Origin of the sequence: Streptococcus sp. 2100 (genome assembly GCF_013276335.1) — a bacterium.
GTDB lineage: Bacteria > Bacillota > Bacilli > Lactobacillales > Streptococcaceae > Streptococcus > Streptococcus pseudopneumoniae.
The window spans coordinates 18,062-39,950 of sequence record NZ_VMKV01000066.1; the positions used below are offsets into that span (position 1 = coordinate 18,062).

Here is a 21,889-nt window from a genome sequence, read left to right on the forward strand (position 1 = left end):
ATGAGTGAAATAGGCTTTAAATACAGTATTTTAGCGTCGGGTTCCAGTGGAAATTCTTTTTATCTGGAAACCTCAAAAAAGAAGCTTTTAGTAGATGCAGGCTTGTCTGGCAAGAAAATTACCAGTCTGCTAGCTGAAATTAACCGTAAGCCAGAAGACCTGGATGCCATCTTGATTACCCATGAGCATTCAGATCATATCCATGGAGTAGGCGTTTTGGCTCGCAAGTATGGTATGGATCTTTATGCCAATGAAAAGACCTGGCAAGCTATGGAAAATAGTAAATATCTTGGCAAGGTGGATTCTTCGCAAAAGCATATTTTTGAAATGGGTAAAACCAAAACCTTTGGAGATATCGACATCGAGAGTTTTGGTGTAAGCCATGATGCAGTCGCACCGCAGTTCTATCGCTTTATGAAGGATGATAAGAGTTTTGTCCTCTTGACAGATACAGGTTATGTCAGTGACCGTATGGCGGGCATTGTCGAAAATGCGGATGGTTATCTTATCGAGGCCAACCATGATGTAGAGATTTTGCGATCAGGTTCTTACGCTTGGCGCCTCAAACAACGAATCCTATCTGACCTTGGTCACCTTTCTAACGAGGACGGTGCTGAAGCTATGATTCGGACGCTAGGAAATCGTACTAAGAAGATTTACCTTGGGCATTTATCTAAGGAAAACAATATCAAGGAACTGGCTCATATGACCATGGTCAATCAGCTGGCTCAAGCTGATCTGGGAGTCGGAGTAGACTTTAAGGTTTATGATACCTCACCAGATACCGCAACACCATTGACGGACATATAGAAAGAACGCTGAGAAGGTGTTCTTTTTATATTGACTGAACACCTAAAAAGTAATACAATGGTGTTACCATTAAAAAAGGGAGTGCAAAAGATGACTACTATTACATTAAAAGTTTCTGAAGCTGATAAAACATTTATGAAAGCAATGGCTAAGTTTGAAGGAGTTTCCCTGTCGGAACTGATCCGCACCAAAACTCTTGAAGCTCTAGAAGACGAATACGATGCTCGTGTGGCAGATTTAGCCTATCAAGAGTATTTAGAAGACTTGGAAAAAGGAGTTGAACCCATTACTTGGGAAGAAATGATGCATGATTTAGGCTTGGAGGATGAATAATTTGTATAAATTAGTTCCGACAAGACGATTCATCAAGCAATTGAAAAAATTGGACCGTTATACGCAGAAGCTAATTACAAACTATTTACAATCCAATGTTTTGGAAGACCCAAGACGACACGGAAAGGCTTTGGTTGGTAATCGCGTTGGTCAATGGTGCTATAGAATTGGTAATTATCGAGTTATCGTACAAATTGTAGATGATGAATTAGTCATTGCTACTCTAGAAGTTGGTCATAGGAGAGATATTTATTGAATTACTTTTTTCAAGTAAATTTTCATTCTTTTAAATATGATATAATAGGGCTTACAATACAAGAGAGGTTGCTTTATGGCAATAGATATTAGTGAAGAGCAGTTGGCTAAGGAGTCTGCTGATTTATTAAAAATACTTTTAAAAGATAGAACAACAAAGAAAAATATAGTTTGGGCGACGCATTCTTATAGCTTGTTAGGAAAAGGCTTTAGTCCTAGTGATAGTATTAGTCCAAGTAAGGTTACTGGAAACTATGCTAACTTGATTCAGCCCAGATCTGAAAAATCCAAGTATGAGCAAAAAGATCGTACAAAAATAAGGGCAGAAGTGTTTACACCAACTTGGTTAGTTGAAAAGCAAAATGGTTACGTGGAAGCTAAACTTGAAACTCTGAATCTTGAAGATTATATCCAAGTGCTTTGGCTAGAAATTACCTGTGGTGAAGCACCCTATATGGTAACGCGATATGATACGGTAACTGGTGAGGAAATTCCATTATCTGAGCGTGTTGGGTTTGTAGATAGAAAATTGCAGCGCATTAGTCGTGAGGTTTCGGACGAAGCTACCTTCTATGAACTTGTAAAAAAAGCTTATCGAGCTTCTTATGGTTATGAGTATCAAGGAGATTCTCTCCTTTTGGCGCGTGAAAATCTTTTAGCAACATTTGAGGACTACTATCTTGCAAAGATTGGAAATCAACCAACCTTAGAGCAAAAGAAAGAAATTGCGACTATTATATCCTACAATGTCTTTCAGATGGATGGATTGGAAAAAAATAGTCCTTATTCAGCTAGCCAAGGACAATCTCAACAACTAAGCTTGTTTACAGATGAGCTAGAAATTCAAGAAGTAGAAGAATCTAAAACCCAAATCAAAGACTGGAAAAAGAATAAAATGATAGGTTTTGAGCGCCTATCAAGTGAGGAAAGTGAAATGAAATTTGATGTCGTGATAGGAAATCCGCCTTATCAGGAGGAAATTGAAGGGGAGAATACTCAGACAAGGCCTATTTATCATTTCTTTATGGAGGAATCTTATAAAATTTCAGATAAAACTGTGCTAGTGACCCCAGCTAGATTTCTTGCGAATACAGGAGGAACTCCCAAAAAATGGAATCATAAAATGTTAAATAGTAGACATTTAAAAGTTAAATTTTATGAATTAAAGAGTAATAAAGTTTTTCCTGGGACTGATATTAAAGGCGGTGTTGTCATCACTTATCATGATAAAAATAAAGATTTTGAACCAATAGAGACATTTATCTCTGAGCCTTTACTTGATAGTATCTATAGAAAAGTTAAAAAGTTGCAAGAACCATCACTATCAGAAATTATGTTTGGCTCAGATAGTCACAAGTTGACAGACATTATGTTTGAAGATTTTCCGGAACTAATCTCTAGAACTGATTCAAGTCACAGAAAAGCTGTTTCTACAAATATTTTTGAACGATACCCTGAGGTATTTAAAGATAAAGTAGATTCAAATACAGAATACGTTCAAATAATTGGACGAGAGAAAAACGGGCGCTCTGTAAAATATCTAAAAAAAGAATACTTACGAGAGCATCCTAACTTGCTCTTTTGGAAAATTATTTTACCTAAAGCTAACGGAAGTGGTGCTTTAGGTGAAGTGCTTTCAACACCCCTAATCGGGGAACCCCTAATCGGGTATTCTCAGACGTTTATATCTATTGGAAAATTTGACACAAAAATAGAAGCAGAGGCTTGTTTTAAGTATATTAAAACTAAATTTGCTAGAGTTATGTTAGGTATTTTGAAATTAACGCAAGATAATCCTCCAGCAACTTGGGCCAAAGTCCCTCTCCAAGACTTTACGGTCAATTCAGACATTGATTGGACACAATCAGTGGCTGATATTGACCGTCAGATCTATCAAAAATATGACCTTTCTCCAGAGGAAATTGCCTTTATTGAGACACATGTAAGGGAGATGGATTAGAGAAGTATTTTTATTTGACAAATAGCGCTCAGTGATCTATAATAGATACATAGGATTAGGTCAGGAAGCATACGATGCCCTGACCCTTTTTATTTTATAGGAGATAAGTTTGAAGGAACATAAAACATTTAATCAACAGTTAACAATCTTAAGAAATAGGGGTGTTGTAGTACCAACGAATGGGAAGCCAAAGAGATTTTTAGAACAAGAAAACTATTACAATGTTATAAACGGTTATAAAGATTTATTTTTAGTAAAGGACAGTAATAATCGACCTGTTGAACCTGAAATTTATCAAAAAGGAACTCACTTTAACGAACTAAAGGCCTTGTTTTTATTTGATAGAGAACTAAGGATATTATTATTGAAATATTTATTGATATTCGAAAATTCAATAAAGACCACAGTTGCATATGAATTCTCTAAAAAACACCCTCGTAAGAATGCTTATTTAGATATTGCAAATTTTGTAGACAATGATCCTAAAAAAGTTCTTCAACAAATCTCTATCTTAACCAAGACGATTCATGATAAGGTAGATAGAACTGGCGCTATTAAACATTACATTGAGGAACATGGGGAAGTACCACTTTGGGTTTTAGTTAATTTTCTTACAATGGGAAACATTGCTAATTTTTACAATATTTTAACGGATAGTACAAAGAATATCATTGCAAAATTTTATACAGATAAATATAGAACACAAAATAAAGACAATACATTTAGACTATCTAGTGCAGATTTAAGTGCATGTTTGAAAGTGGCTAATCTAGTTAGAAATATCTGTGCACATGATGAACGACTGTATAATGTTAATTTAAGAAATGTCAGAATATCTCAAATAGCAAATCATTTTGGGATAAGGAGATATGATAATAAACGTTTTATAGTGGTTATTCTATTTTTAAAAATTGTACTTGATAAGAAAGATTTTCAAAGATTATATAAAGCTTTAATGAATCTATTCAATCAGTATGCTGATGAATTTAAAACTGTAGTGTTTGATGACATTTTAAACACGATGGGAATCAATTTAACAGAGTTAGAAAAATTATCTTAGTTTTTTAAAAAAAGGAATACTTATGCCAGTAGAAATTAAAACAACTAAAGAAATTCATCCTAAAATCTATGCCTACACTACACCGACGGTAACCAGCAATGAGGGCTGGATTAAGATTGGTTATACGGAGCGTGATGTCAGACAACGGATTAAAGAACAAACGCATACAGCTCATATTGATACAGATGTCTTATGGACTGGAGATGCGACTTATACGGAAGAACCTGATAAAGGAAAGACCTTTAAGGATCATGATTTCCACCATTTCCTTTCTTTTCATGATGTGGAGCGTCGTCCTAAGACGGAATGGTTCTATTTTAATGGAACTCCTGAAAAATCAAAAAATCTCTTCGATAAGTTTGTTAAGCATGATTTATCAGGTTATCAGCCTGGACAAGGACAGGACTATACCTTGCGACAAGAGCAGGAAGAAGCAGTTGCTAATACATTAGCTTATTTCCAAGAACATGCTGGAGGCAAATTTCTCTGGAATGCCAAGCCACGATTTGGTAAAACCTTGTCTACCTATGACCTAGCTCGTCGAATGGAAGCTGTTAATGTCCTAATTGTAACCAACAGGCCTGCCATTGCTAATTCATGGTATGATGATTTTGAAACATTCATAGCAGGTCAAACAACTTATAAGTTTGTTTCTGAATCAGATAGCCTTAAGAGTCGTCCAACCTTATCACGTAAAGAATTTGTTGGTATTTTAGATGACGATGTAAGACAACTTGCTTTTATCAGTCTTCAAGACTTGAAAGGTTCTGTTTATTTAGGTGGCGAGCACGATAAACTCAAATGGGTGACTGATCTGCATTGGGATTTGTTGGTTATTGACGAGGCTCATGAAGGAGTTGATACCTTCAAGACTGATCAAGCCTTTAATAAGATTCGACGGAATTTTACTCTGCATTTGTCAGGTACACCATTTAAAGCATTGGCCAAAGGAGATTTTACAGAGGATCAAATCTACAACTGGTCTTATGCGGATGAACAGTCTGCTAAATCGACTTGGTCTTCTGAGCAAGAAGAGGAAAATCCATATGAAACCTTACCTCAGTTAAATCTCTTTACCTATCAAATGTCTCAGATGATTGGTGAGGAGTTAGAAAAAGGTGTTCAACTGGATGGCGAAAATATCGACTATGCTTTTGACTTGAGTGAATTTTTCGCCACAGATGATAAAGGGAAATTTATCCATGAGCAAGATGTCAGAAATTGGTTAGATACTCTATCGAGCAATGAAAAATATCCATTTTCAACTAAAGAACTTCGAAATGAACTCAAGCATACTTTTTGGCTGTTAGAACGTGTAGCCTCAGCTAAAGCTTTAAAAGCTCTACTAGAAGAACATCCCATCTATGAAAATTATGAGATTGTGTTAGCTGCTGGCGACGGGCGTATGTCTGAGGATGACGATAAAGTCAAACTCAAATCCTTAGATTTGGTTAGAAAAGCGATAGCAGAGAATGACAAAACCATCACCCTATCCGTCGGTCAATTGACGACAGGTGTCACTATCCCTGAATGGACGGGCGTATTGATGTTATCAAATTTGAAATCACCTGCACTTTATATGCAGGCCGCCTTCCGTGCTCAAAATCCTTACTCATGGACCGATAACAAAGGAAATCACTTTCGCAAAGAAAGAGCCTATGTATTTGACTTTGCGCCGGAAAGAACCTTGATTCTCTTTGATGAGTTTGCCAACAACTTATCGCTTGCAACTGCAGGAGGCGGCGGGACTTCGACAACTCGTGAAGAAAATATCAGAGAATTACTAAATTTCTTCCCTGTCATAGCTGAAGATAGTGCTGGTAAGATGGTTGAAATTGATGCTAAGGCGGTTCTAACCATTCCTCGCCAGATAAAAGCTAGAGAAGTTCTTAAACGTGGCTTTATGTCCAATCTCTTATTTGATAATATCAGCGGTATTTTCCAAGCTAGTCAAACAGTTCTAGACATTTTAAATGAACTCCCAGTTGAAAAGGAAGGGAAGTTACAAACATCATCTGAACTATTAGACTTTTCAGATGTTACAGTAGATGATGAGGGGAATGCAGTAGTAGACCATGAAATCGTAGTGAATCAGCAAATGCGACTTTTTGGAGAAAAAGTCTATGGACTCGGTCAGTCTGTTGTTGAACTGATCACTAAGGACGAAGATAAAACTCAAAAGCAACTAGTCAATGACTTGAGCAAGACAGTTTCTTCAGTGATTGTAGAGGAATTGAAAGTTGGATATGAAGACCTTAAAACTCGAGAAGCAGATCACATCAAGAAACAAATTACAGCAATATTTGAGAATGAAATTCGAAAAAATGACATTGAAAGAAAAATTTCTGAAGCTCGTATCAAGCAAGAATTGCAGCAACAAATCAAGGAAGCGGTTGATAAGGAGCAAAAGGATAAGATTCAAGAAGATTTTGATAAACGTTTAGAAGAAAATAATCTCATTCACAAAGAAAAACTAGAGCAAACACTCAAAAAAGAAGTGGAAAAAATGCCTGAGAAGTTTATCGAACAGGTTGAGATAAAACGTGTTGAACAGTTAAAACAATCAGCTCAAGATGAGATTCGTGACCATCTTCGAGGATTTGCACGAACAATTCCAAGTTTCATCATGGCCTATGGCAATCAATCTCTAACACTTGATAATTTTGATACCTTTGTTCCTGAGCATGTTTTCTTTGAAGTGACTGCTATTACGATTGACCAATTTCGTTATTTGAGAGATGGTGGACAAGATTTTGCAGGACATCTCTTTGATCGAGCAACATTTGACGAAGCTATCCAAGAATTTCTTCGTAAGAAAGAGGAGTTGGCGGATTATTTTAAAGATCAAAAAGAAGACATTTTTGACTATATTCCACCGCAGAAGACCAACCAAATTTTCACTCCTAAACGAGTGGTGAAAAGGATGGTGGATGATTTGGAAAAGGAAAATCCAGGGATTTTTGATGATCCATCTAAGACTTTTATTGATTTGTACATGAAGTCAGGCCTCTATATTGCAGAATTGGTTAAGCGACTATATAATAGCGTAGGTATGCAAGAAGCCTTTCAAAATCCTGAAGAGCGATTAAAACATATCCTAGAAAATCAAGTTTATGGATTTGCCCCTTCAGAAATTATCTATAACATTTCCACTAATTTTATCTTTGGAAATCTTTCTAAAGATATCAGTAGGAAGAATTTTGTTTTAGAAGATACTATTCCAGCAGCTAAAGAAGGAAGAATTCAGGAGTTGGTTGATTCCTATTTTGAAAATAATTAAAAAGAAGGCTGAGTCAAAATTCTTTGAAATCAGAAAAAACGCATAAGATAAGGTATTGACAATCCTTGGTATTATGCGTTTTATTGTGGGAAGATGTATAATGGATTGAAATAAGATATGAACAAATCGATTAGGAATTTAAAGCATTTTATAACAACGTTTTAGAGTAACGGGGTACTATTTCATATGATACAGGAAAAAAACAACTCCCTGATGATTCAAGGAGTTGTCTATAGTTAAATTAATTTTTAGAAGCTTCTTAGAGTTCTGGATTTTTCCATGCTTCGTCAATAATAGCTTGCAATTCTTTAGCAGATGCTTGCATTTTTTGAGTTTCTGCATCGTTCAATGGAATGTTTACTGGACGAACGATACCGTGTGCTCCAACGATAGCTGGTTGACCGATAAAGACGTTCTCAATTCCGTATTGACCTTCTTGGAATACGGAAAGTGGAAGTACTGCGTTTTCATCGTCAAGGATTGCTTTAGTGATACGAGCGAGGGCTACAGCGATACCGTAGTATGTAGCACCTTTCTTGTTAATGATTGAGTATGCAGCGTCGCGAACAGAAATGAAGAGTTCTACAAGGTCAGCTTCATTCAAGTCACGGTTAGCTTGCAACCATTGTTCCAATTTTACACCGGCAACGTTAGCATGTGACCAAACGGCAAACTCAGAGTCACCGTGTTCACCCATGATATAGGCGTGAACTGAACGAGCGTCAACACCGATTTTTTCAGCAAGGGCTTGACGGAAACGAGCTGAGTCAAGTGAAGTACCTGAACCGATAACGCGTTCTTTAGGGAAACCAGAGAATTTCCAAGTTGAGTAAGTCAAAACGTCAACTGGGTTAGCAGCAACAAGGAAGATACCTTTGAAACCTGATTCAACAACTTGAGTTACGATTGATTTGTTGATAGCAAGGTTTTTACCTACAAGGTCAAGACGAGTTTCACCTGGTTTTTGAGGTGCACCTGCAGTGATCACAACAAGGTCAGCGTCTGCACAGTCAGAGTATTGAGCTGCATAGATTTTTTTAGGTGAAGTGAAGGCAAGGGCGTGACTAAGGTCAAGCGCATCACCAACAGCTTTTTCATGCAATTGTGGAATTTCGATAATTCCAAGCTCTTGTGCAATTCCTTGGTTAACAAGTGCAAAAGCGTAAGATGAACCTACAGCACCATCACCGACAAGGATAACTTTTTTGTGTTGTTTAGTTGAAGTCATTGTTCTAAACATCTCCTTAATTTTATTAGGGGATTTTCCCTAGACAACTTCATTCTATCACTTTTAAAAAACTTTGTCACGAATATGCCGTATAGTTCTCTATGTAAACGTTTTAGTGGTTTAGAGGCTGAAATAGATGGAAATTTATGGTATAATGTTGTTACTTACTAATTGTGAAATGAGGCATTTATTAATGCAGGATAAAAATTTAGTGAATGTCAATCTGACAAAGGAGATGAAGGCTAGCTTTATCGACTACGCCATGAGTGTTATCGTAGCGCGAGCTCTTCCTGATGTTCGAGATGGCTTAAAACCTGTTCACCGTCGCATTCTCTACGGAATGAATGAATTGGGTGTTACTCCAGACAAACCCCATAAAAAATCTGCTCGTATTACAGGGGATGTCATGGGTAAATACCACCCACACGGGGATTCCTCTATCTATGAAGCCATGGTCCGTATGGCTCAATGGTGGAGCTACCGTTACATGCTTGTAGATGGTCATGGGAATTTTGGTTCCATGGATGGAGATAGTGCTGCCGCTCAACGTTATACCGAGGCACGTATGAGCAAGATTGCTCTGGAAATGCTTCGTGATATCAACAAAAATACAGTTGATTTCGTTGATAACTATGATGCCAACGAACGGGAACCCTTGGTCTTGCCAGCGCGTTTTCCAAACCTTTTGGTTAATGGAGCAACTGGTATTGCTGTTGGGATGGCAACCAATATTCCACCTCATAATCTAGGTGAAACCATTGATGCAGTGAAGTTGGTCATGGATAATCCTGAAGTGACTACCAAGGAATTGATGGAAGTCTTGCCTGGACCAGATTTTCCAACTGGTGCTCTTGTCATGGGGAAATCAGGTATCCACAAGGCTTATGAAACAGGTAAAGGTTCGATTGTCCTACGTTCTCGTACTGAAATCGAAGAAACTAAGACTGGTCGTGAACGAATCGTTGTAACAGAATTTCCTTACATGGTTAATAAAACCAAGGTACATGAGCATATTGTTCGTTTGGTTCAGGAAAAACGTATTGAGGGGATTACAGCAGTACGTGATGAGTCAAACCGTGAAGGGGTTCGATTTGTTATTGAAGTCAAGCGTGATGCCTCAGCCAATGTTATCCTTAATAATCTCTTCAAGATGACCCAGATGCAAACCAACTTTGGTTTCAATATGTTAGCGATTCAAAATGGTGTACCGAAGATTTTATCTCTTCGTCAGATTTTGGATGCTTATATCGAGCACCAAAAAGAAGTGGTTGTTCGTCGTACACGTTTTGATAAGGAAAAAGCGGAAGCGCGCGCTCATATCTTAGAAGGTCTCTTGATTGCGCTAGACCATATCGACGAAGTGATTCGTATCATTCGTGCTAGTGAAACGGATGCGGAAGCACAAGCTGAGTTGATGAGTAAGTTTAAGCTTTCTGAACGTCAAAGTCAAGCTATCCTTGATATGCGTCTTCGTCGTTTGACAGGTTTGGAACGAGATAAGATTCAGTCTGAGTATGATGACCTCTTGGCTCTGATTGCGGATTTAGCGGATATTCTTGCTAAGCCAGAACGTGTTTCTCAAATTATCAAAGACGAATTAGATGAAGTTAAACGTAAATTTTCCGATAAACGCCGTACAGAGTTGATGGTTGGTGAAGTCTTGAGTCTTGAAGATGAAGATTTGATTGAAGAATCGGATGTCTTGATTACCCTTTCTAACAAAGGATACATTAAACGTCTGGACCAAGCTGAATTTACTGCTCAAAAACGTGGAGGTCGTGGTGTCCAAGGAACAGGAGTGAAAGATGATGACTTTGTTCGTGAGTTAGTGTCAACTAGCACCCATGATCATCTGCTCTTCTTCACAAATAAAGGACGAGTTTATCGTTTGAAAGGTTATGAAATTCCTGAGTATGGTCGGACTGCCAAAGGGCTACCAGTAGTCAATCTCTTGAAATTGGATGAAGACGAAAATATTCAGACGGTTATCAATGTTGAGTCTGATCGCAGTGATGATGCTTATCTCTTCTTTACAACCTGTCACGGTATTGTGAAGAGAACCAGTGTTAAGGAATTTGCCAATATTCGTCAAAATGGTCTCAAAGCGCTGAATTTAAAGGATGAAGATGAGTTAATCAATGTCTTGTTGGCGGAAGGAGATATGGATATTATCATTGGTACCAAGTTTGGTTATGCAGTTCGCTTTAATCAATCAGCCGTTCGTGGTATGAGTCGTATCGCCACTGGTGTGAAAGGTGTTAACCTTCGTGAAGGAGACACAGTTGTTGGTGCCAGCTTGATTACTGATCAAGATGAGGTTCTTATTATCACAGAAAAAGGATATGGTAAGCGTACAGTCGCTACTGAATACCCAACAAAAGGTCGTGGTGGTAAGGGAATGCAGACAGCTAAAATTACCGAAAAAAATGGCTTGCTGGCCGGTCTTATGACTGTTCAAGGGGATGAGGATTTGATGATTATCACTGATACAGGTGTCATGATTCGAACCAATCTTGCCAATATTTCACAAACAGGACGTGCAACTATGGGAGTTAAAGTAATGCGCCTGGATCAAGATGCTCAGATAGTGACTTTCACAACGGTTGCGGTGGCAGAAAAAGAAGAAGTTGGGACAGAAAACGAAACAGAAACAGAAGGTGAAGCATAATGTCTCAAAAAAATAATAAAAAGAAAAACAAGCGAAAAAATTTGCTGACAAATATCCTAGCAGGATTTCTGATAGTACTATCACTAGCTTTGATTTTTAATGCGCAAATTCGAAATATTTTCATAGTCTGGAATACCAATAAGTATCAAGTTAGCCAGGTATCAAAAGAAAAATTAGAAGAAAATCAGGATACAGAAGGCAATTTTGACTTTGATTCTGTCAAAGCTATCTCTTCGGAAGCTGTTCTAACTTCTCAATGGGATGCTCAAAAATTACCAGTTATTGGGGGAATTGCAATTCCTGAATTGGAAATGAATTTGCCGATTTTTAAAGGACTTGATAATGTTAATCTCTTCTACGGAGCTGGTACAATGAAACGCGAGCAAGTAATGGGGGAAGGAAATTATAGTCTAGCTAGTCACCATATCTTTGGTGTTGATAATGCTAATAAAATGTTATTTTCTCCTTTAGATAATGCTAAAAATGGCATGAAGATTTATCTAACCGATAAAAATAAAGTTTATACTTATGAAATACGTGAAGTCAAACGTGTGACACCGGATCGTGTTGATGAAGTTGATGATAGAGAAGGGGTCAATGAAATCACATTAGTAACCTGTGAAGACCTTGCTGCTACAGAACGTATTATTGTCAAAGGTGATTTGAAAGAAACAAAAGATTATTCACAAACATCTGATGAAATCCTAACAGCTTTCAATCAACCATATAAACAATTTTATTAATACAAATCAGTGAAATCCAGAATTTCACTGATTTTTTTAAGATTTTCATAAAAATATAGTAAAATGAAATAAGAATAGGACGAATCGATCAGGACAGTCAAATCGATTTCTAACAATGTTTTAGAAGTATATGTGTACTATTCTAGTTTCAATCTACTATACTTGCCAAAAGGTGTCGGCTCCATCTTTACCTTCCATGTCAAAGGTGGGGAGGCAGAAGCACGCAAGGTCATTGATCATTTAGAAATCTTCTCTGATCTTGCAAATGTGGCAGATGCTAAATCGCTTGTTGTCCATCCAGCAACAACCACTCACGGTCAATTGTCAGAAAAAGACCTAGAAGCGGCAGGTGTCACACCAAACCAAATTCGTTTGTCAATCGGACTTGAAAATGTAGATGATTTGATTGAAGACTTGCGCTTGGCCTTGGAGAAAATTTAAAGTAAAAGAAGATAAACAGTGGGTTTCGACTCGCTGTTTTTGATTTTCCTTCAGGCATGATATAATGGATAAAGAAGTCTAGAAAGAGGAACGATATGAACGAAATCAAATGTCCCAACTGTGGGGAAGTCTTTACAGTAAATGAAAGCCAGTATGCTGAACTTTTGTCCCAAGTGAGAACGGCAGAGTTTGATAAGGAACTACACGATAGGATGAGGCAAGAACTGGCCTTGGCTGAGCAAAAGGCTATGAATGAGCAACAGACTAAACTGGCTCAGAAGGATCAAGAAATTGCGCAATTACAGAGTCAGATCCAAAACTTTGATACAGAAAAAGAATTGGCCAAGAAAGAAGTTGAAGAGACAAGCCATCAGGCCCTCTTGGCTAAGGACAAGGAAGTACAGGCTTTGGAGAACCAATTGGCCACTTTGCGTTTAGAGCATGAAAATCAACTGCAAAAGACCCTTTCTGACCTAGAAAAAGAACGTGATCAGGTTAAAAATCAGTTACTATTGCAAGAAAAGGAAAATGAGTTGTCTTTGGCTTCTGTTAAGCAAAACTATGAAGCCCAGCTTAAAGCAGCTAGTGAACAAGTCGAGTTCTATAAGAATTTCAAAGCCCAGCAATCTACAAAAGCGATCGGGGAAAGTCTGGAACAGTATGCAGAGAGTGAGTTTAACAAGGTCCGTAGTTTCGCCTTTCCAAATGCCTACTTTGAGAAGGATAACAAGGTCTCTGCGCGTGGGTCTAAGGGAGACTTCATCTTCCGTGAGTGTGATGAAAATGGGGTAGAGATTATCTCCATCATGTTTGAGATGAAGAATGAAGCTGACGGAACGGAGAAGAAGCACAAGAATGCAGATTTTTACAAGGAATTGGACAAGGACCGTCGGGAGAAGAACTGTGAGTATGCCGTTTTGGTGACCATGCTTGAGGCTGATAATGACTACTTTAACACAGGGATTGTTGACGTCAGTCACGAGTATGAAAAGATGTATGTGGTTCGTCCTCAATTCTTTATTCAGTTGATTGGGCTCTTACGTAATGCGGCTCTTAATTCTTTAAAATACAAGCAGGAGTTAGCGCTTGTTCGCGAGCAAAATATCGACATTACACATTTTGAGGAAGACTTGGATGCTTTTAAACTAGCTTTTGCTAAGAACTATAATTCAGCTTCGACAAACTTTGGAAAAGCTATTGATGAAATCGACAAGGCCATCAAACGCATGGAAGAGGTTAAGAAATTCCTGACCACATCTGAAAACCAACTCCGTTTAGCTAACAACAAATTGGAAGATGTCTCTGTTAAAAAATTGACCCGGAAAAATCCAACCATGAAAGCGAAATTTGAAGCATTGAAGGGGGAGTAGAAAGCAAAAATGAACGGTATTATCAACTTAAAAAAAGAAGCAGGAATGACCTCGCATGATGCGGTTTTTAAACTGCGTAAGATTTTGGGCACCAAGAAAATTGGTCATGGTGGGACCTTGGATCCAGATGTAGTGGGTGTTTTGCCCATTGCGGTTGGCAAGGCGACCCGCATGGTCGAGTTTATGCAGGACGAGGGCAAGGTCTATGAGGGGGAAATCACTCTGGGCTATTCAACGACGACCGAGGATGCTAGTGGGGAAGTTGTCGCAGAGACGCCTGTTTTGTCACCTTTAGATGAAACCATTGTTGATGAAGCGATTGCGAGCTTGACTGGACCTATTACCCAGATTCCCCCTATGTATTCGGCAGTTAAGGTTAATGGTCGCAAGCTCTATGAGTATGCGCGTGCTGGTCAGGAAGTGGAGCGTCCAGAACGTCAGGTGACCATTTATCAATTTGAGCGAACAAGTCCGATTTCTTATGATGGCCAACTTGCCCGATTCACTTTTCGTGTAAAATGCAGTAAAGGGACTTACATCCGTACTTTGTCAGTTGATTTGGGTGAAAAGCTTGGTTATGCGGCTCATATGTCTCAGTTAACTCGTACTAGTGCTGCTGGCTTACAATTAGAAGACGCACTGACCTTGGAGGAAATTGCTGAAAAAGTAGAGGCTGGCCAATTGGACTTTCTCCATCCTATAGAGATTGGGACAGGTGATCTTGTCAAAGTTTTCCTAAGTCCAGAAGAAGCTACAGAAGTTCGCTTTGGTCGTTTTATTGAGCTAGACCAAACGGACAAAGAACTGGCTGCCTTTGAAGATGATAAATTGTTAGCCATTCTAGAAAAACGGGACAAACTCTACAAGCCAAGGAAGGTTTTTAGCTAGATCGTTTAGGAATAAAAATCGGGTGATAGATAACAATTGCTTGATAAAACCCCATACTAATAGTAGAATGGGGTTGGGAATTATAATATTCCAATTGTTGCGAGTTGTAGATACTCAAATAATCTATATAGAAATTTAGAGGTGTGAAATGAAGCAATTTAAAATTCTTTCAGATAAATATTTAGAGTCCATTACAGGTTCTGGTGGGAACTCAGGCCCAGGAGTATATTGTGTAGACGTTAAAGGTCGAGCAAAATGCAGTATCAATCATGGAGAGTTTTGGGGGTACACGGGAAGTGTAATAGTCAATGGCTGGATTAATTATGGTCCATGGGCACCTAGACCAGGATTTGGTGTGATAATTCCATGATGCAAAATGAGTTTCGAGAAAGGGTGGAGCAACTTCTTCAACAAAAAGAAATAAATGAAAATAGTGAGTTGAGTCACCTGTTTCGTCTTGCTATACAAAATTTAGACAGAAATGAAAAATACCAATCGGTCATGGCCAATTTGAGTCAAGGGTTGTCGCTTTACCTCATGACGCATCATTACCAGGCACCTAAGTCTGTCATTGATTTTGGTTTATGGATTGCCAAAGCTCCTAGCCAGGAAAGAGGGAGACTGGCTTTCTTGCAGATGCTTGCTCAAACCCTACAGGGCTTTCGTTAAAACTATCGAACATCAGAGGGAAGACTCTGGTGTTTTTTGCTGATGAGACTATAAATTTTGTAAAAAATGTGATAGAATAGACGACGGATAAAATAACGGAGGATAGCATGCAAAATAGACCAATCATTATTGGAGTGACAGGTGGTTCTGGTGGTGGTAAAACCAGTGTTTCAAGAGCCATTTTATCGCATTTTCCTGATGAAAAGATTTCCATGATTGAGCATGATTCATACTACAAGGATCAGTCTCATTTGACCTTTGAAGAGCGTATCAAAACCAACTATGACCATCCATTTGCCTTTGATACAGACTTGATGATTGAGCAGATGAAGGAATTGTTGGCAGGGCGTCCGGTGGACATTCCGACTTATGACTATACTGAACATACACGGAGCAGCAAGACCTATCGGCAGGAGCCTCAAGATGTCTTTATCGTTGAGGGGATTTTGGTCTTGGAGGACAAGCGTCTACGCGATTTGATGGATATCAAGATTTTTGTGGATACGGATGACGATGTGCGCATTATTCGTCGTATCAAGCGCGATATGGAAGAACGTGGCCGTAGCCTTGATAGCGTTATTGACCAGTATCTAGGTGTGGTTAAACCCATGTACCATCAGTTTATCGAGCCGACTAAGCGTTATGCTGATATCGTCATTCCTGAGGGAGTCAGCAATACAGTAGCTATCGACCTGTTGACGACCAAGATTGCTAAGATTTTGGAAGAAGCTCGAAATAGCAAATAAACAGAATTGGAGGCCTTGCCTCCTTTTTCTATTTTTCCTTCATACATGGTACATAAATGGAGATTTTTAGGCATATTTTTGGTATAATAATACCCATGAAAGAGCAAGGAAATGAATAGTAGGTGGAGATGGAAAAGTATTTATCGGTAACAACTTTGACCAAGTATCTGAAAATGAAATTCGATAAAGACCCTTACTTGGAACGGGTCTATTTAACTGGTCAAGTTTCCAACTTTCGTAAACGACCTACTCACCAATATTTCTCCCTAAAGGATGACCAGGCAGTTATTCAAGCGACCATCTGGTCTGGGATTTATCAGAAATTAGGCTTCGATCTGGAAGAAGGAATGAAGATCAATGTGATTGGGCGTGTTCAGGTTTATGAACCGAGTGGTAGCTACTCCATCATCATTGAAAAGGCTGAGCCTGATGGGGTTGGGGCGCTTGCGATTCAGTTTGAACAACTCAAGAAAAAATTGACAGAAGAAGGCCTGTTTCAAGAACGTTTCAAGCAACCTCTGCCCCAATTTTCTAAGAGAATTGGTGTAGTGACCAGTCGCAGTGGAGCCGTGATTCGAGATATTATCACGACCGTCAGCAGGCGATTCCCAGGTGTCGATATTCTTCTCTATCCGACCAAGGTTCAAGGAGATGGAGCGGCAGAGGAAATAGCACGGAATATTTCGCGTGCTAATCAACGAGACGATTTGGATTTGTTGATTATTGGTCGTGGTGGTGGTTCCATCGAGGATCTCTGGGCCTTTAACGAAGAAATTGTGGTACGAGCTATTTTTGAGTCTCGTTTGCCAGTTATTTCTAGTGTGGGGCATGAGACGGATGTGACCTTGGCAGATTTTGTGGCAGATCGACGGGCTGCGACACCAACAGCTGCTGCTGAACTAGCAACACCTGTGACCAAGTTGGATCTATTAGCTCATTTGCAAAATCAGGAAAAACGGATGGCAACAGCAGTTCGAAATGTCCTATCGAAGAAACAAGAAGCTTTGAAAAAATGCAGTCAGTCTGTTATCTTTAGACAACCAGAACGTTTGTATGATGGCTATTTGCAACGCTTGGATCAACTGCAACTGCGATTAAAACAGAGTTTGCGAACACGGATTTCTGATAACAAGCAAGTCGTCCAAGCACGGATGCATCTACTGGTTCAGTTATCACCTGCTACCAAAATTCAACGTTATCAAGATCGTCTAGGTCAGTTGGACAAGCTTCTCCGCAGCCAAATGGCTTTGGTTTATGATGCCAAGGTTGCTGAGGTGAAAAGACTTTCAGAAGCCTTGCTCATGTTGGATACCAGTCGAATCGTGGCGCGTGGTTATGCTATTGTCAAAAAAGAAGAGTCCGTTGTAGATTCGGTTGAGAGTTTGAAGAAAAAAGACCAAGTAACGCTTTTGATGCGAGATGGTCAAGTAGAATTAGAGGTTAAAGATGTCAAAACAAAAGAAATTTGAGGAAAATCTAGCAGAACTGGAGACCATTGTCCAAAGTTTGGAAAATGGTGAAATTGCTCTGGAAGATGCGATTGCTGCCTTTCAAAAGGGCATGGTCTTGTCAAAAGAGCTCCAAGCGACGCTGGACAAGGCTGAAAAGACCTTGGTCAAGGTCATGCAAGAAGACGGAACAGAAAGTGATTTTGAATGAAAAAGCAAGAAAAATTAGCTCTTGTTGAGTCGGCTTTGGAAGACTTTTATGGAGACCAGCAGTTTGCCTCTAGTTTGAGAGAGTCGGTTCTCTATTCCATTCATGCTGGTGGCAAGCGTATTCGGCCTTTTCTCTTGTTGGAAGTTTTGGAAGCTTTACAAGTTGCCATCAAACTTGCTCACGCGCAGGTGGCTGCAGCCTTGGAAATGATTCATACAGGGAGCTTGATTCATGATGATCTTCCAGCTATGGATGATGATGATTACCGTCGGGGACGTTTGACCAATCATAAGAAATTTGGTGAAGCTATGGCAATTTTGGCTGGAGATGCTTTATTCCTAGATCCTTATGCTTTGATAGCGCAGGCAGATTTGCCAAGTCAGATCAAAGTGGACTTGATTGCCAACTTATCCCTTGCTTCAGGTAGTCTGGGTATGGTAGCAGGGCAGGTTTTGGACATGGAGGGTGAACACCAGCACTTGTCTTTGGAAGAACTCCAGACTATTCATGCCAATAAGACTGGAAAACTACTAGCCTTTCCTTTCCAAGCAGCTGCTATCATAGCTGAATTGGAACCTGAAATGCAGGCAAAGCTGAAAACTGTTGGTGAATTGATTGGACTTGCTTTTCAGGTCAGAGATGATGTGCTGGATGTGACAGCTAGTTTTGAGGAAATCGGCAAGACACCACAAAAGGATCTACAGGCAGAAAAGTCAACCTATCCTGCCTTGTTGGGCTTGGAAGAGGCCATTGCCTTTTGTAACCAAACCTTGGATCAAGCCAATGCCAAATTAGACGACATTGCCCAGCAGGTTCCCTTTGAAACAGAATCAATTGTAAGTGTAGTAGAAAGTTTGAGAATCAATGGCTAAGGAAAGAGTGGATGTACTAGCTTATAAACAGGGCTTGTTTGAAACGCGAGAACAAGCCAAACGCGGCGTCATGGCTGGACTAGTCGTTGCAGTCCTGAACGGAGAACGGTTTGACAAGCCAGGAGAGAAAATTCCAGATGACACCGAGCTAAAACTCAAGGGTGAAAAACTCAAGTATGTCAGCCGTGGTGGCTTGAAATTAGAAAAGGCCTTGCAGGTATTTGATTTGTCAGTTGATGGAGCGACCACGATTGATATCGGTGCTTCTACTGGAGGCTTTACCGATGTCATGTTGCAGAATGGTGCTGAGTTAGTCTTTGCAGTTGATGTCGGCACCAATCAGTTGGCTTGGAAACTACGCCAAGACCCACGAGTGGTCAGCATGGAGCAGTTCAATTTTCGTTATGCAGAAAAGACTGATTTTGAAAAGGAACCGAGCTTTGCCAGTATTGACGTGAGTTTCATTTCCCTCAGTCTGATTCTTCCGGCCTTGCACCGTGTCTTGGCTAATCAGGGTCAGGTTGTGGCTTTGGTTAAGCCCCAGTTTGAGGCAGGACGTGAGCAGATTGGGAAAAATGGAATCATTCGTGATGCCAAGGTCCATCAACATGTCCTTGAATCTGTCACAGCTATGGCAGTAGAGGAAGGCTTTTCAGTCCTTGGATTGGATTTTTCTCCCATCCAAGGTGGACATGGAAATATCGAGTTTTTAGCGTATTTGAAAAAAGAAGAGTCAGCAAGCAATCAGGTTCTTGCTGAGATTGAAGAAATAGTAGAAAGGGCGCATAGTCAATTTAAAAATGAATAAAAAAGAGAGACTTGAAAAAATTAGACGATTTGTGACAGATTATCAAATCGGTACACAAGAAGAAATTGTAGAACATTTGAAAGAGGCAGGCATCACTGCCACTCAGGCGACAGTATCACGTGATATCAAAGAGCTAGGCATTGTCAAAATTCCTTTGAGAGATAACACCTATGTCTATGAATTGCCAAAATCAATCGTAAAAAGTTTGCAACTAGCTGAATATAATATCGAATCGGCTCAATTGATGGACAAGATGATCAATCTCCAAGTTATTCCAGGAAATACGGCTTTTGTAAAAGCTCAGTTAATTGAGACTTTTGCGGATAAGATTTTCAGCTGTTTGGCTGATGATAGCTCGATTTTAGTCATGGCCAGAAGTGAAAGTCTAGCTGAGGAAATCTTTGAACAAGTAAAAAAATGGTAGGTCTATATGTTACTTGAAATTTCGATAAAAAACTTTGCCATTATTGAGGCTATTTCCCTCCATTTTGAAAAGGGGATGACAGTCCTGACTGGTGAAACAGGCGCAGGGAAGTCGATTATCATTGATGCCATGAATATGATGTTGGGAGCTCGTGCGACGACAGATGTTATTCGTCATGGTGCACCAAAGGCAGAGATTGAGGGGCTTTTCTCAGTTGAGAATAGTCGTCTTTTACAGGAAATTTTTGATGAGCAAGGTTTGGAATTGGGTGATGAAATTATCATCCGTCGGGAAATCTTGCAAAATGGTCGGAGTATTAGTCGTGTCAATGGCCAGATGGTTAATCTGTCTGTTTTGCGTGCTATTGGGCAACATCTGGTGGACATTCATGGTCAGCATGATCAAGAAGAGTTAATGCGTCCCCAACTGCATATCCAGATGCTGGATGAATTTGGTGATACAGCCTTTTGGGACTTAAAAGAAACCTATCAAACAAGTTTTGATGCCTATCGAAAAATGCGCAAGCAGGTTCTGGAAGTCAAGAAAAACCAACAGGAACACAAGGCACGTATCGAAATGTTGGAATTTCAAATGGCAGAGATTGAGGCAGCAAACTTGCAGGCTGGAGAAGACTTGTCTCTCAATCAAGTGCGTGATAAACTTCTCAATCATAAAAATATTGCGGATACACTGACCAATGCCTACAGTATGTTGGACAATGAAGACTTTTCAAGTCTGGCCAATGTTCGTTCAGCCATGAATGACATGGAAAGTGTCGAAGAGTATGACCCTGAATACCGTGAAATTTCAAGCTCACTGTCTGAGACCTACTATGTCTTAGAAGACATTAGCAAACGTTTGGAAGCTATTATCGAGGATCTTGATTTTGACGGCAATCGTCTCATGCAGGTTGAGAATCGTTTGGATTTCCTTCATACCATTACCCGTAAGTACGGTGGGACTGTAGACGATATCTTGCTTTATTTTGCCAAGATCACGGAAGAATACAATCTCTTGACAGGCAATAATCTTTCGTCTGAGGACATGGAAGCAGAGCTCAAGAAGTTGGAAGTCAATCTTGTCGACTTGGCAGGTCAGCTTGCCTCTGCTCGTCATGACTTGGCTCAGCAGCTCGAAGTTGAGATTAAACAAGAACTGCAAGACCTTTATATGGAAAAAGCCCAGTTTCAGGTTCGTTTTAGCAAGGGCAAATTCAGTCGTGAGGGCAATGAAATGGTTGAGTTTTATATTTCAACCAACCCTGGAGAAGACTTTAAACCCTTGGTTAAGGTTGCTTCTGGAGGGGAATTATCTCGTCTCATGTTAGCCATTAAGTCTACCTTTTCACGTAAAGAAGGCAAGACCAGCATAGTCTTTGATGAGGTGGACACAGGAGTTTCAGGTCGTGTAGCTCAAGCTATTGCACAGAAGATTCACAAGATTGGCCAACATGGGCAGGTTCTAGCTATTTCCCATTTACCACAAGTGATTGCGATTGCGGATTATCAATTCTTTATTGAGAAGATTAGTAATGACCATTCAACGGTTTCGACTGTTCGTCTCTTGACGGTCGAAGAGCGAGTGGAGGAAGTTGCTAAGATGTTGGCAGGTGATGATGTGACCGAAGCAGCCCTGACGCAAGCCAGAGAATTGTTGAGAAACAGAGAGAAATAAG

At 39.6% G+C, this 21,889-nt stretch carries 19 protein-coding genes and 1 pseudogene; 19 read left to right on the forward strand and 1 reads right to left on the reverse strand.

What is annotated here, in order from left to right; all coding sequences use genetic code 11:
• From HT669_RS09125 to HT669_RS09150, 6 genes are all read left to right on the forward strand, one after another.
• Nucleotides 1–810: an MBL fold metallo-hydrolase gene (locus tag HT669_RS09125; protein ID WP_055356800.1), complete on the forward strand. Its 810-nt coding sequence runs from the start codon at nucleotides 1–3 to the stop codon at nucleotides 808–810.
• Between the two features lie 90 nt (nucleotides 811–900).
• Entirely contained in the window at nucleotides 901–1,143 is a 243-nt protein-coding gene (locus HT669_RS09130) for a DUF6290 family protein (RefSeq protein ID WP_000208079.1), read from the forward strand.
• A gap of 1 nt (nucleotide 1,144) precedes the next feature.
• A complete protein-coding gene (locus tag HT669_RS09135; RefSeq protein ID WP_014017264.1) occupies nucleotides 1,145–1,399 on the forward strand; it encodes a type II toxin-antitoxin system RelE/ParE family toxin in 255 nt (84 codons plus the stop codon).
• 75 nt (nucleotides 1,400–1,474) lie between these two features.
• Nucleotides 1,475–3,358, forward strand: a complete 1,884-nt coding sequence (locus HT669_RS09140) for an Eco57I restriction-modification methylase domain-containing protein (protein ID WP_172922724.1) — start codon at nucleotides 1,475–1,477, stop codon at nucleotides 3,356–3,358.
• Between the two features lie 109 nt (nucleotides 3,359–3,467).
• Nucleotides 3,468–4,418 (forward strand): Abi family protein, encoded by a 951-nt coding sequence (locus HT669_RS09145; protein WP_172922723.1) that lies wholly within the window; start codon nucleotides 3,468–3,470, stop codon nucleotides 4,416–4,418.
• A gap of 22 nt (nucleotides 4,419–4,440) precedes the next feature.
• Nucleotides 4,441–7,698: a DEAD/DEAH box helicase family protein gene (locus HT669_RS09150; protein WP_172922722.1), complete on the forward strand. Its 3,258-nt coding sequence runs from the start codon at nucleotides 4,441–4,443 to the stop codon at nucleotides 7,696–7,698.
• Nucleotides 7,699–7,957: 259 nt separating this feature from the next.
• Here HT669_RS09150 and HT669_RS09155 read toward each other — a convergent pair whose 3' ends face one another.
• Entirely contained in the window at nucleotides 7,958–8,926 is a 969-nt protein-coding gene (locus HT669_RS09155) for an L-lactate dehydrogenase (protein WP_172922721.1), read from the reverse strand.
• 193 nt (nucleotides 8,927–9,119) lie between these two features.
• Between HT669_RS09155 and gyrA the strand changes: the two genes are divergently transcribed.
• From gyrA to recN, 13 genes and pseudogenes are all read left to right on the forward strand, one after another.
• The gene (gene gyrA, locus HT669_RS09160) at nucleotides 9,120–11,594 is read left to right on the forward strand and encodes a DNA gyrase subunit A (protein WP_172922726.1); all 2,475 of its coding nucleotides are present in this window, start codon (nucleotides 9,120–9,122) and stop codon (nucleotides 11,592–11,594) included.
• Nucleotides 11,594–12,337, forward strand: coding sequence for a sortase SrtA (srtA, locus tag HT669_RS09165; protein ID WP_023936196.1), 744 nt, complete (start codon nucleotides 11,594–11,596; stop codon nucleotides 12,335–12,337). The genes gyrA and srtA overlap by 1 nt, the downstream gene beginning before the upstream one ends.
• A 159-nt stretch (nucleotides 12,338–12,496) precedes the next feature.
• Nucleotides 12,497–12,778, forward strand: a pseudogene (locus HT669_RS09170) (PLP-dependent transferase); the annotation flags it as partial.
• Nucleotides 12,779–12,873: 95 nt separating this feature from the next.
• Complete coding sequence (locus HT669_RS09175; RefSeq protein ID WP_050207941.1) at nucleotides 12,874–14,148, forward strand: DUF2130 domain-containing protein; 1,275 nt, start codon at nucleotides 12,874–12,876, stop codon at nucleotides 14,146–14,148.
• Between the two features lie 9 nt (nucleotides 14,149–14,157).
• Nucleotides 14,158–15,036 (forward strand): tRNA pseudouridine(55) synthase TruB, encoded by an 879-nt coding sequence (gene truB, locus HT669_RS09180; protein WP_172933687.1) that lies wholly within the window; start codon nucleotides 14,158–14,160, stop codon nucleotides 15,034–15,036.
• Between the two features lie 366 nt (nucleotides 15,037–15,402).
• On the forward strand, nucleotides 15,403–15,705 hold the full coding sequence (locus tag HT669_RS09185; RefSeq protein WP_000983427.1) for a bacteriocin immunity protein: 303 nt from the start codon (nucleotides 15,403–15,405) through the stop codon (nucleotides 15,703–15,705).
• Between the two features lie 107 nt (nucleotides 15,706–15,812).
• Complete coding sequence (udk, locus tag HT669_RS09190) at nucleotides 15,813–16,451, forward strand: uridine kinase (RefSeq protein ID WP_001181366.1); 639 nt, start codon at nucleotides 15,813–15,815, stop codon at nucleotides 16,449–16,451.
• 128 nt (nucleotides 16,452–16,579) lie between these two features.
• A complete protein-coding gene (gene xseA / locus HT669_RS09195; protein WP_172922719.1) occupies nucleotides 16,580–17,920 on the forward strand; it encodes an exodeoxyribonuclease VII large subunit in 1,341 nt (446 codons plus the stop codon).
• Nucleotides 17,898–18,110: an exodeoxyribonuclease VII small subunit gene (locus HT669_RS09200; protein ID WP_000043226.1), complete on the forward strand. Its 213-nt coding sequence runs from the start codon at nucleotides 17,898–17,900 to the stop codon at nucleotides 18,108–18,110. The genes xseA and HT669_RS09200 overlap by 23 nt, the downstream gene beginning before the upstream one ends.
• The gene (locus HT669_RS09205; protein ID WP_172922718.1) at nucleotides 18,107–18,982 is read left to right on the forward strand and encodes a polyprenyl synthetase family protein; all 876 of its coding nucleotides are present in this window, start codon (nucleotides 18,107–18,109) and stop codon (nucleotides 18,980–18,982) included. The genes HT669_RS09200 and HT669_RS09205 overlap by 4 nt, the downstream gene beginning before the upstream one ends.
• Nucleotides 18,975–19,790 (forward strand): TlyA family RNA methyltransferase, encoded by an 816-nt coding sequence (locus HT669_RS09210; protein ID WP_166728209.1) that lies wholly within the window; start codon nucleotides 18,975–18,977, stop codon nucleotides 19,788–19,790. Before HT669_RS09205 ends, HT669_RS09210 begins: the two co-directional genes overlap by 8 nt.
• Nucleotides 19,783–20,214 carry an arginine repressor gene (locus HT669_RS09215; RefSeq protein ID WP_001034403.1) on the forward strand — a complete coding sequence of 144 codons (432 nt, stop codon included), beginning with the start codon at nucleotides 19,783–19,785 and terminating at the stop codon, nucleotides 20,212–20,214. Before HT669_RS09210 ends, HT669_RS09215 begins: the two co-directional genes overlap by 8 nt.
• Before the next feature lie 6 nt (nucleotides 20,215–20,220).
• On the forward strand, nucleotides 20,221–21,888 hold the full coding sequence (gene recN / locus HT669_RS09220) for a DNA repair protein RecN (RefSeq protein WP_023940154.1): 1,668 nt from the start codon (nucleotides 20,221–20,223) through the stop codon (nucleotides 21,886–21,888).
• The last annotated feature ends 1 nt before the right edge of the window (nucleotide 21,889 follow it).

Excerpts from the sequence above, each read along its gene's own strand:
- HT669_RS09125 (WP_055356800.1), top strand. The coding sequence starts at position 1 with ATGAGTGAAATAGGCTTTAAATACAGTATTTTAGCGTCGGGTTCCAGT.
- HT669_RS09130 (WP_000208079.1), top strand. The coding sequence starts at position 901 with ATGACTACTATTACATTAAAAGTTTCTGAAGCTGATAAAACATTTATG.
- HT669_RS09140 (WP_172922724.1), top strand. The coding sequence starts at position 1,475 with ATGGCAATAGATATTAGTGAAGAGCAGTTGGCTAAGGAGTCTGCTGAT.
- HT669_RS09150 (WP_172922722.1), top strand. The coding sequence starts at position 4,441 with ATGCCAGTAGAAATTAAAACAACTAAAGAAATTCATCCTAAAATCTAT.
- HT669_RS09155 (WP_172922721.1), bottom strand. The coding sequence starts at position 8,926 with ATGACTTCAACTAAACAACACAAAAAAGTTATCCTTGTCGGTGATGGT.
- gyrA (WP_172922726.1), top strand. The coding sequence starts at position 9,120 with ATGCAGGATAAAAATTTAGTGAATGTCAATCTGACAAAGGAGATGAAG.
- srtA (WP_023936196.1), top strand. The coding sequence starts at position 11,594 with ATGTCTCAAAAAAATAATAAAAAGAAAAACAAGCGAAAAAATTTGCTG.
- HT669_RS09175 (WP_050207941.1), top strand. The coding sequence starts at position 12,874 with ATGAACGAAATCAAATGTCCCAACTGTGGGGAAGTCTTTACAGTAAAT.
- truB (WP_172933687.1), top strand. The coding sequence starts at position 14,158 with ATGAACGGTATTATCAACTTAAAAAAAGAAGCAGGAATGACCTCGCAT.
- HT669_RS09185 (WP_000983427.1), top strand. The coding sequence starts at position 15,403 with ATGATGCAAAATGAGTTTCGAGAAAGGGTGGAGCAACTTCTTCAACAA.
- udk (WP_001181366.1), top strand. The coding sequence starts at position 15,813 with ATGCAAAATAGACCAATCATTATTGGAGTGACAGGTGGTTCTGGTGGT.
- xseA (WP_172922719.1), top strand. The coding sequence starts at position 16,580 with ATGGAAAAGTATTTATCGGTAACAACTTTGACCAAGTATCTGAAAATG.
- HT669_RS09200 (WP_000043226.1), top strand. The coding sequence starts at position 17,898 with ATGTCAAAACAAAAGAAATTTGAGGAAAATCTAGCAGAACTGGAGACC.
- HT669_RS09205 (WP_172922718.1), top strand. The coding sequence starts at position 18,107 with ATGAAAAAGCAAGAAAAATTAGCTCTTGTTGAGTCGGCTTTGGAAGAC.
- HT669_RS09210 (WP_166728209.1), top strand. The coding sequence starts at position 18,975 with ATGGCTAAGGAAAGAGTGGATGTACTAGCTTATAAACAGGGCTTGTTT.
- HT669_RS09215 (WP_001034403.1), top strand. The coding sequence starts at position 19,783 with ATGAATAAAAAAGAGAGACTTGAAAAAATTAGACGATTTGTGACAGAT.
- recN (WP_023940154.1), top strand. The coding sequence starts at position 20,221 with ATGTTACTTGAAATTTCGATAAAAAACTTTGCCATTATTGAGGCTATT.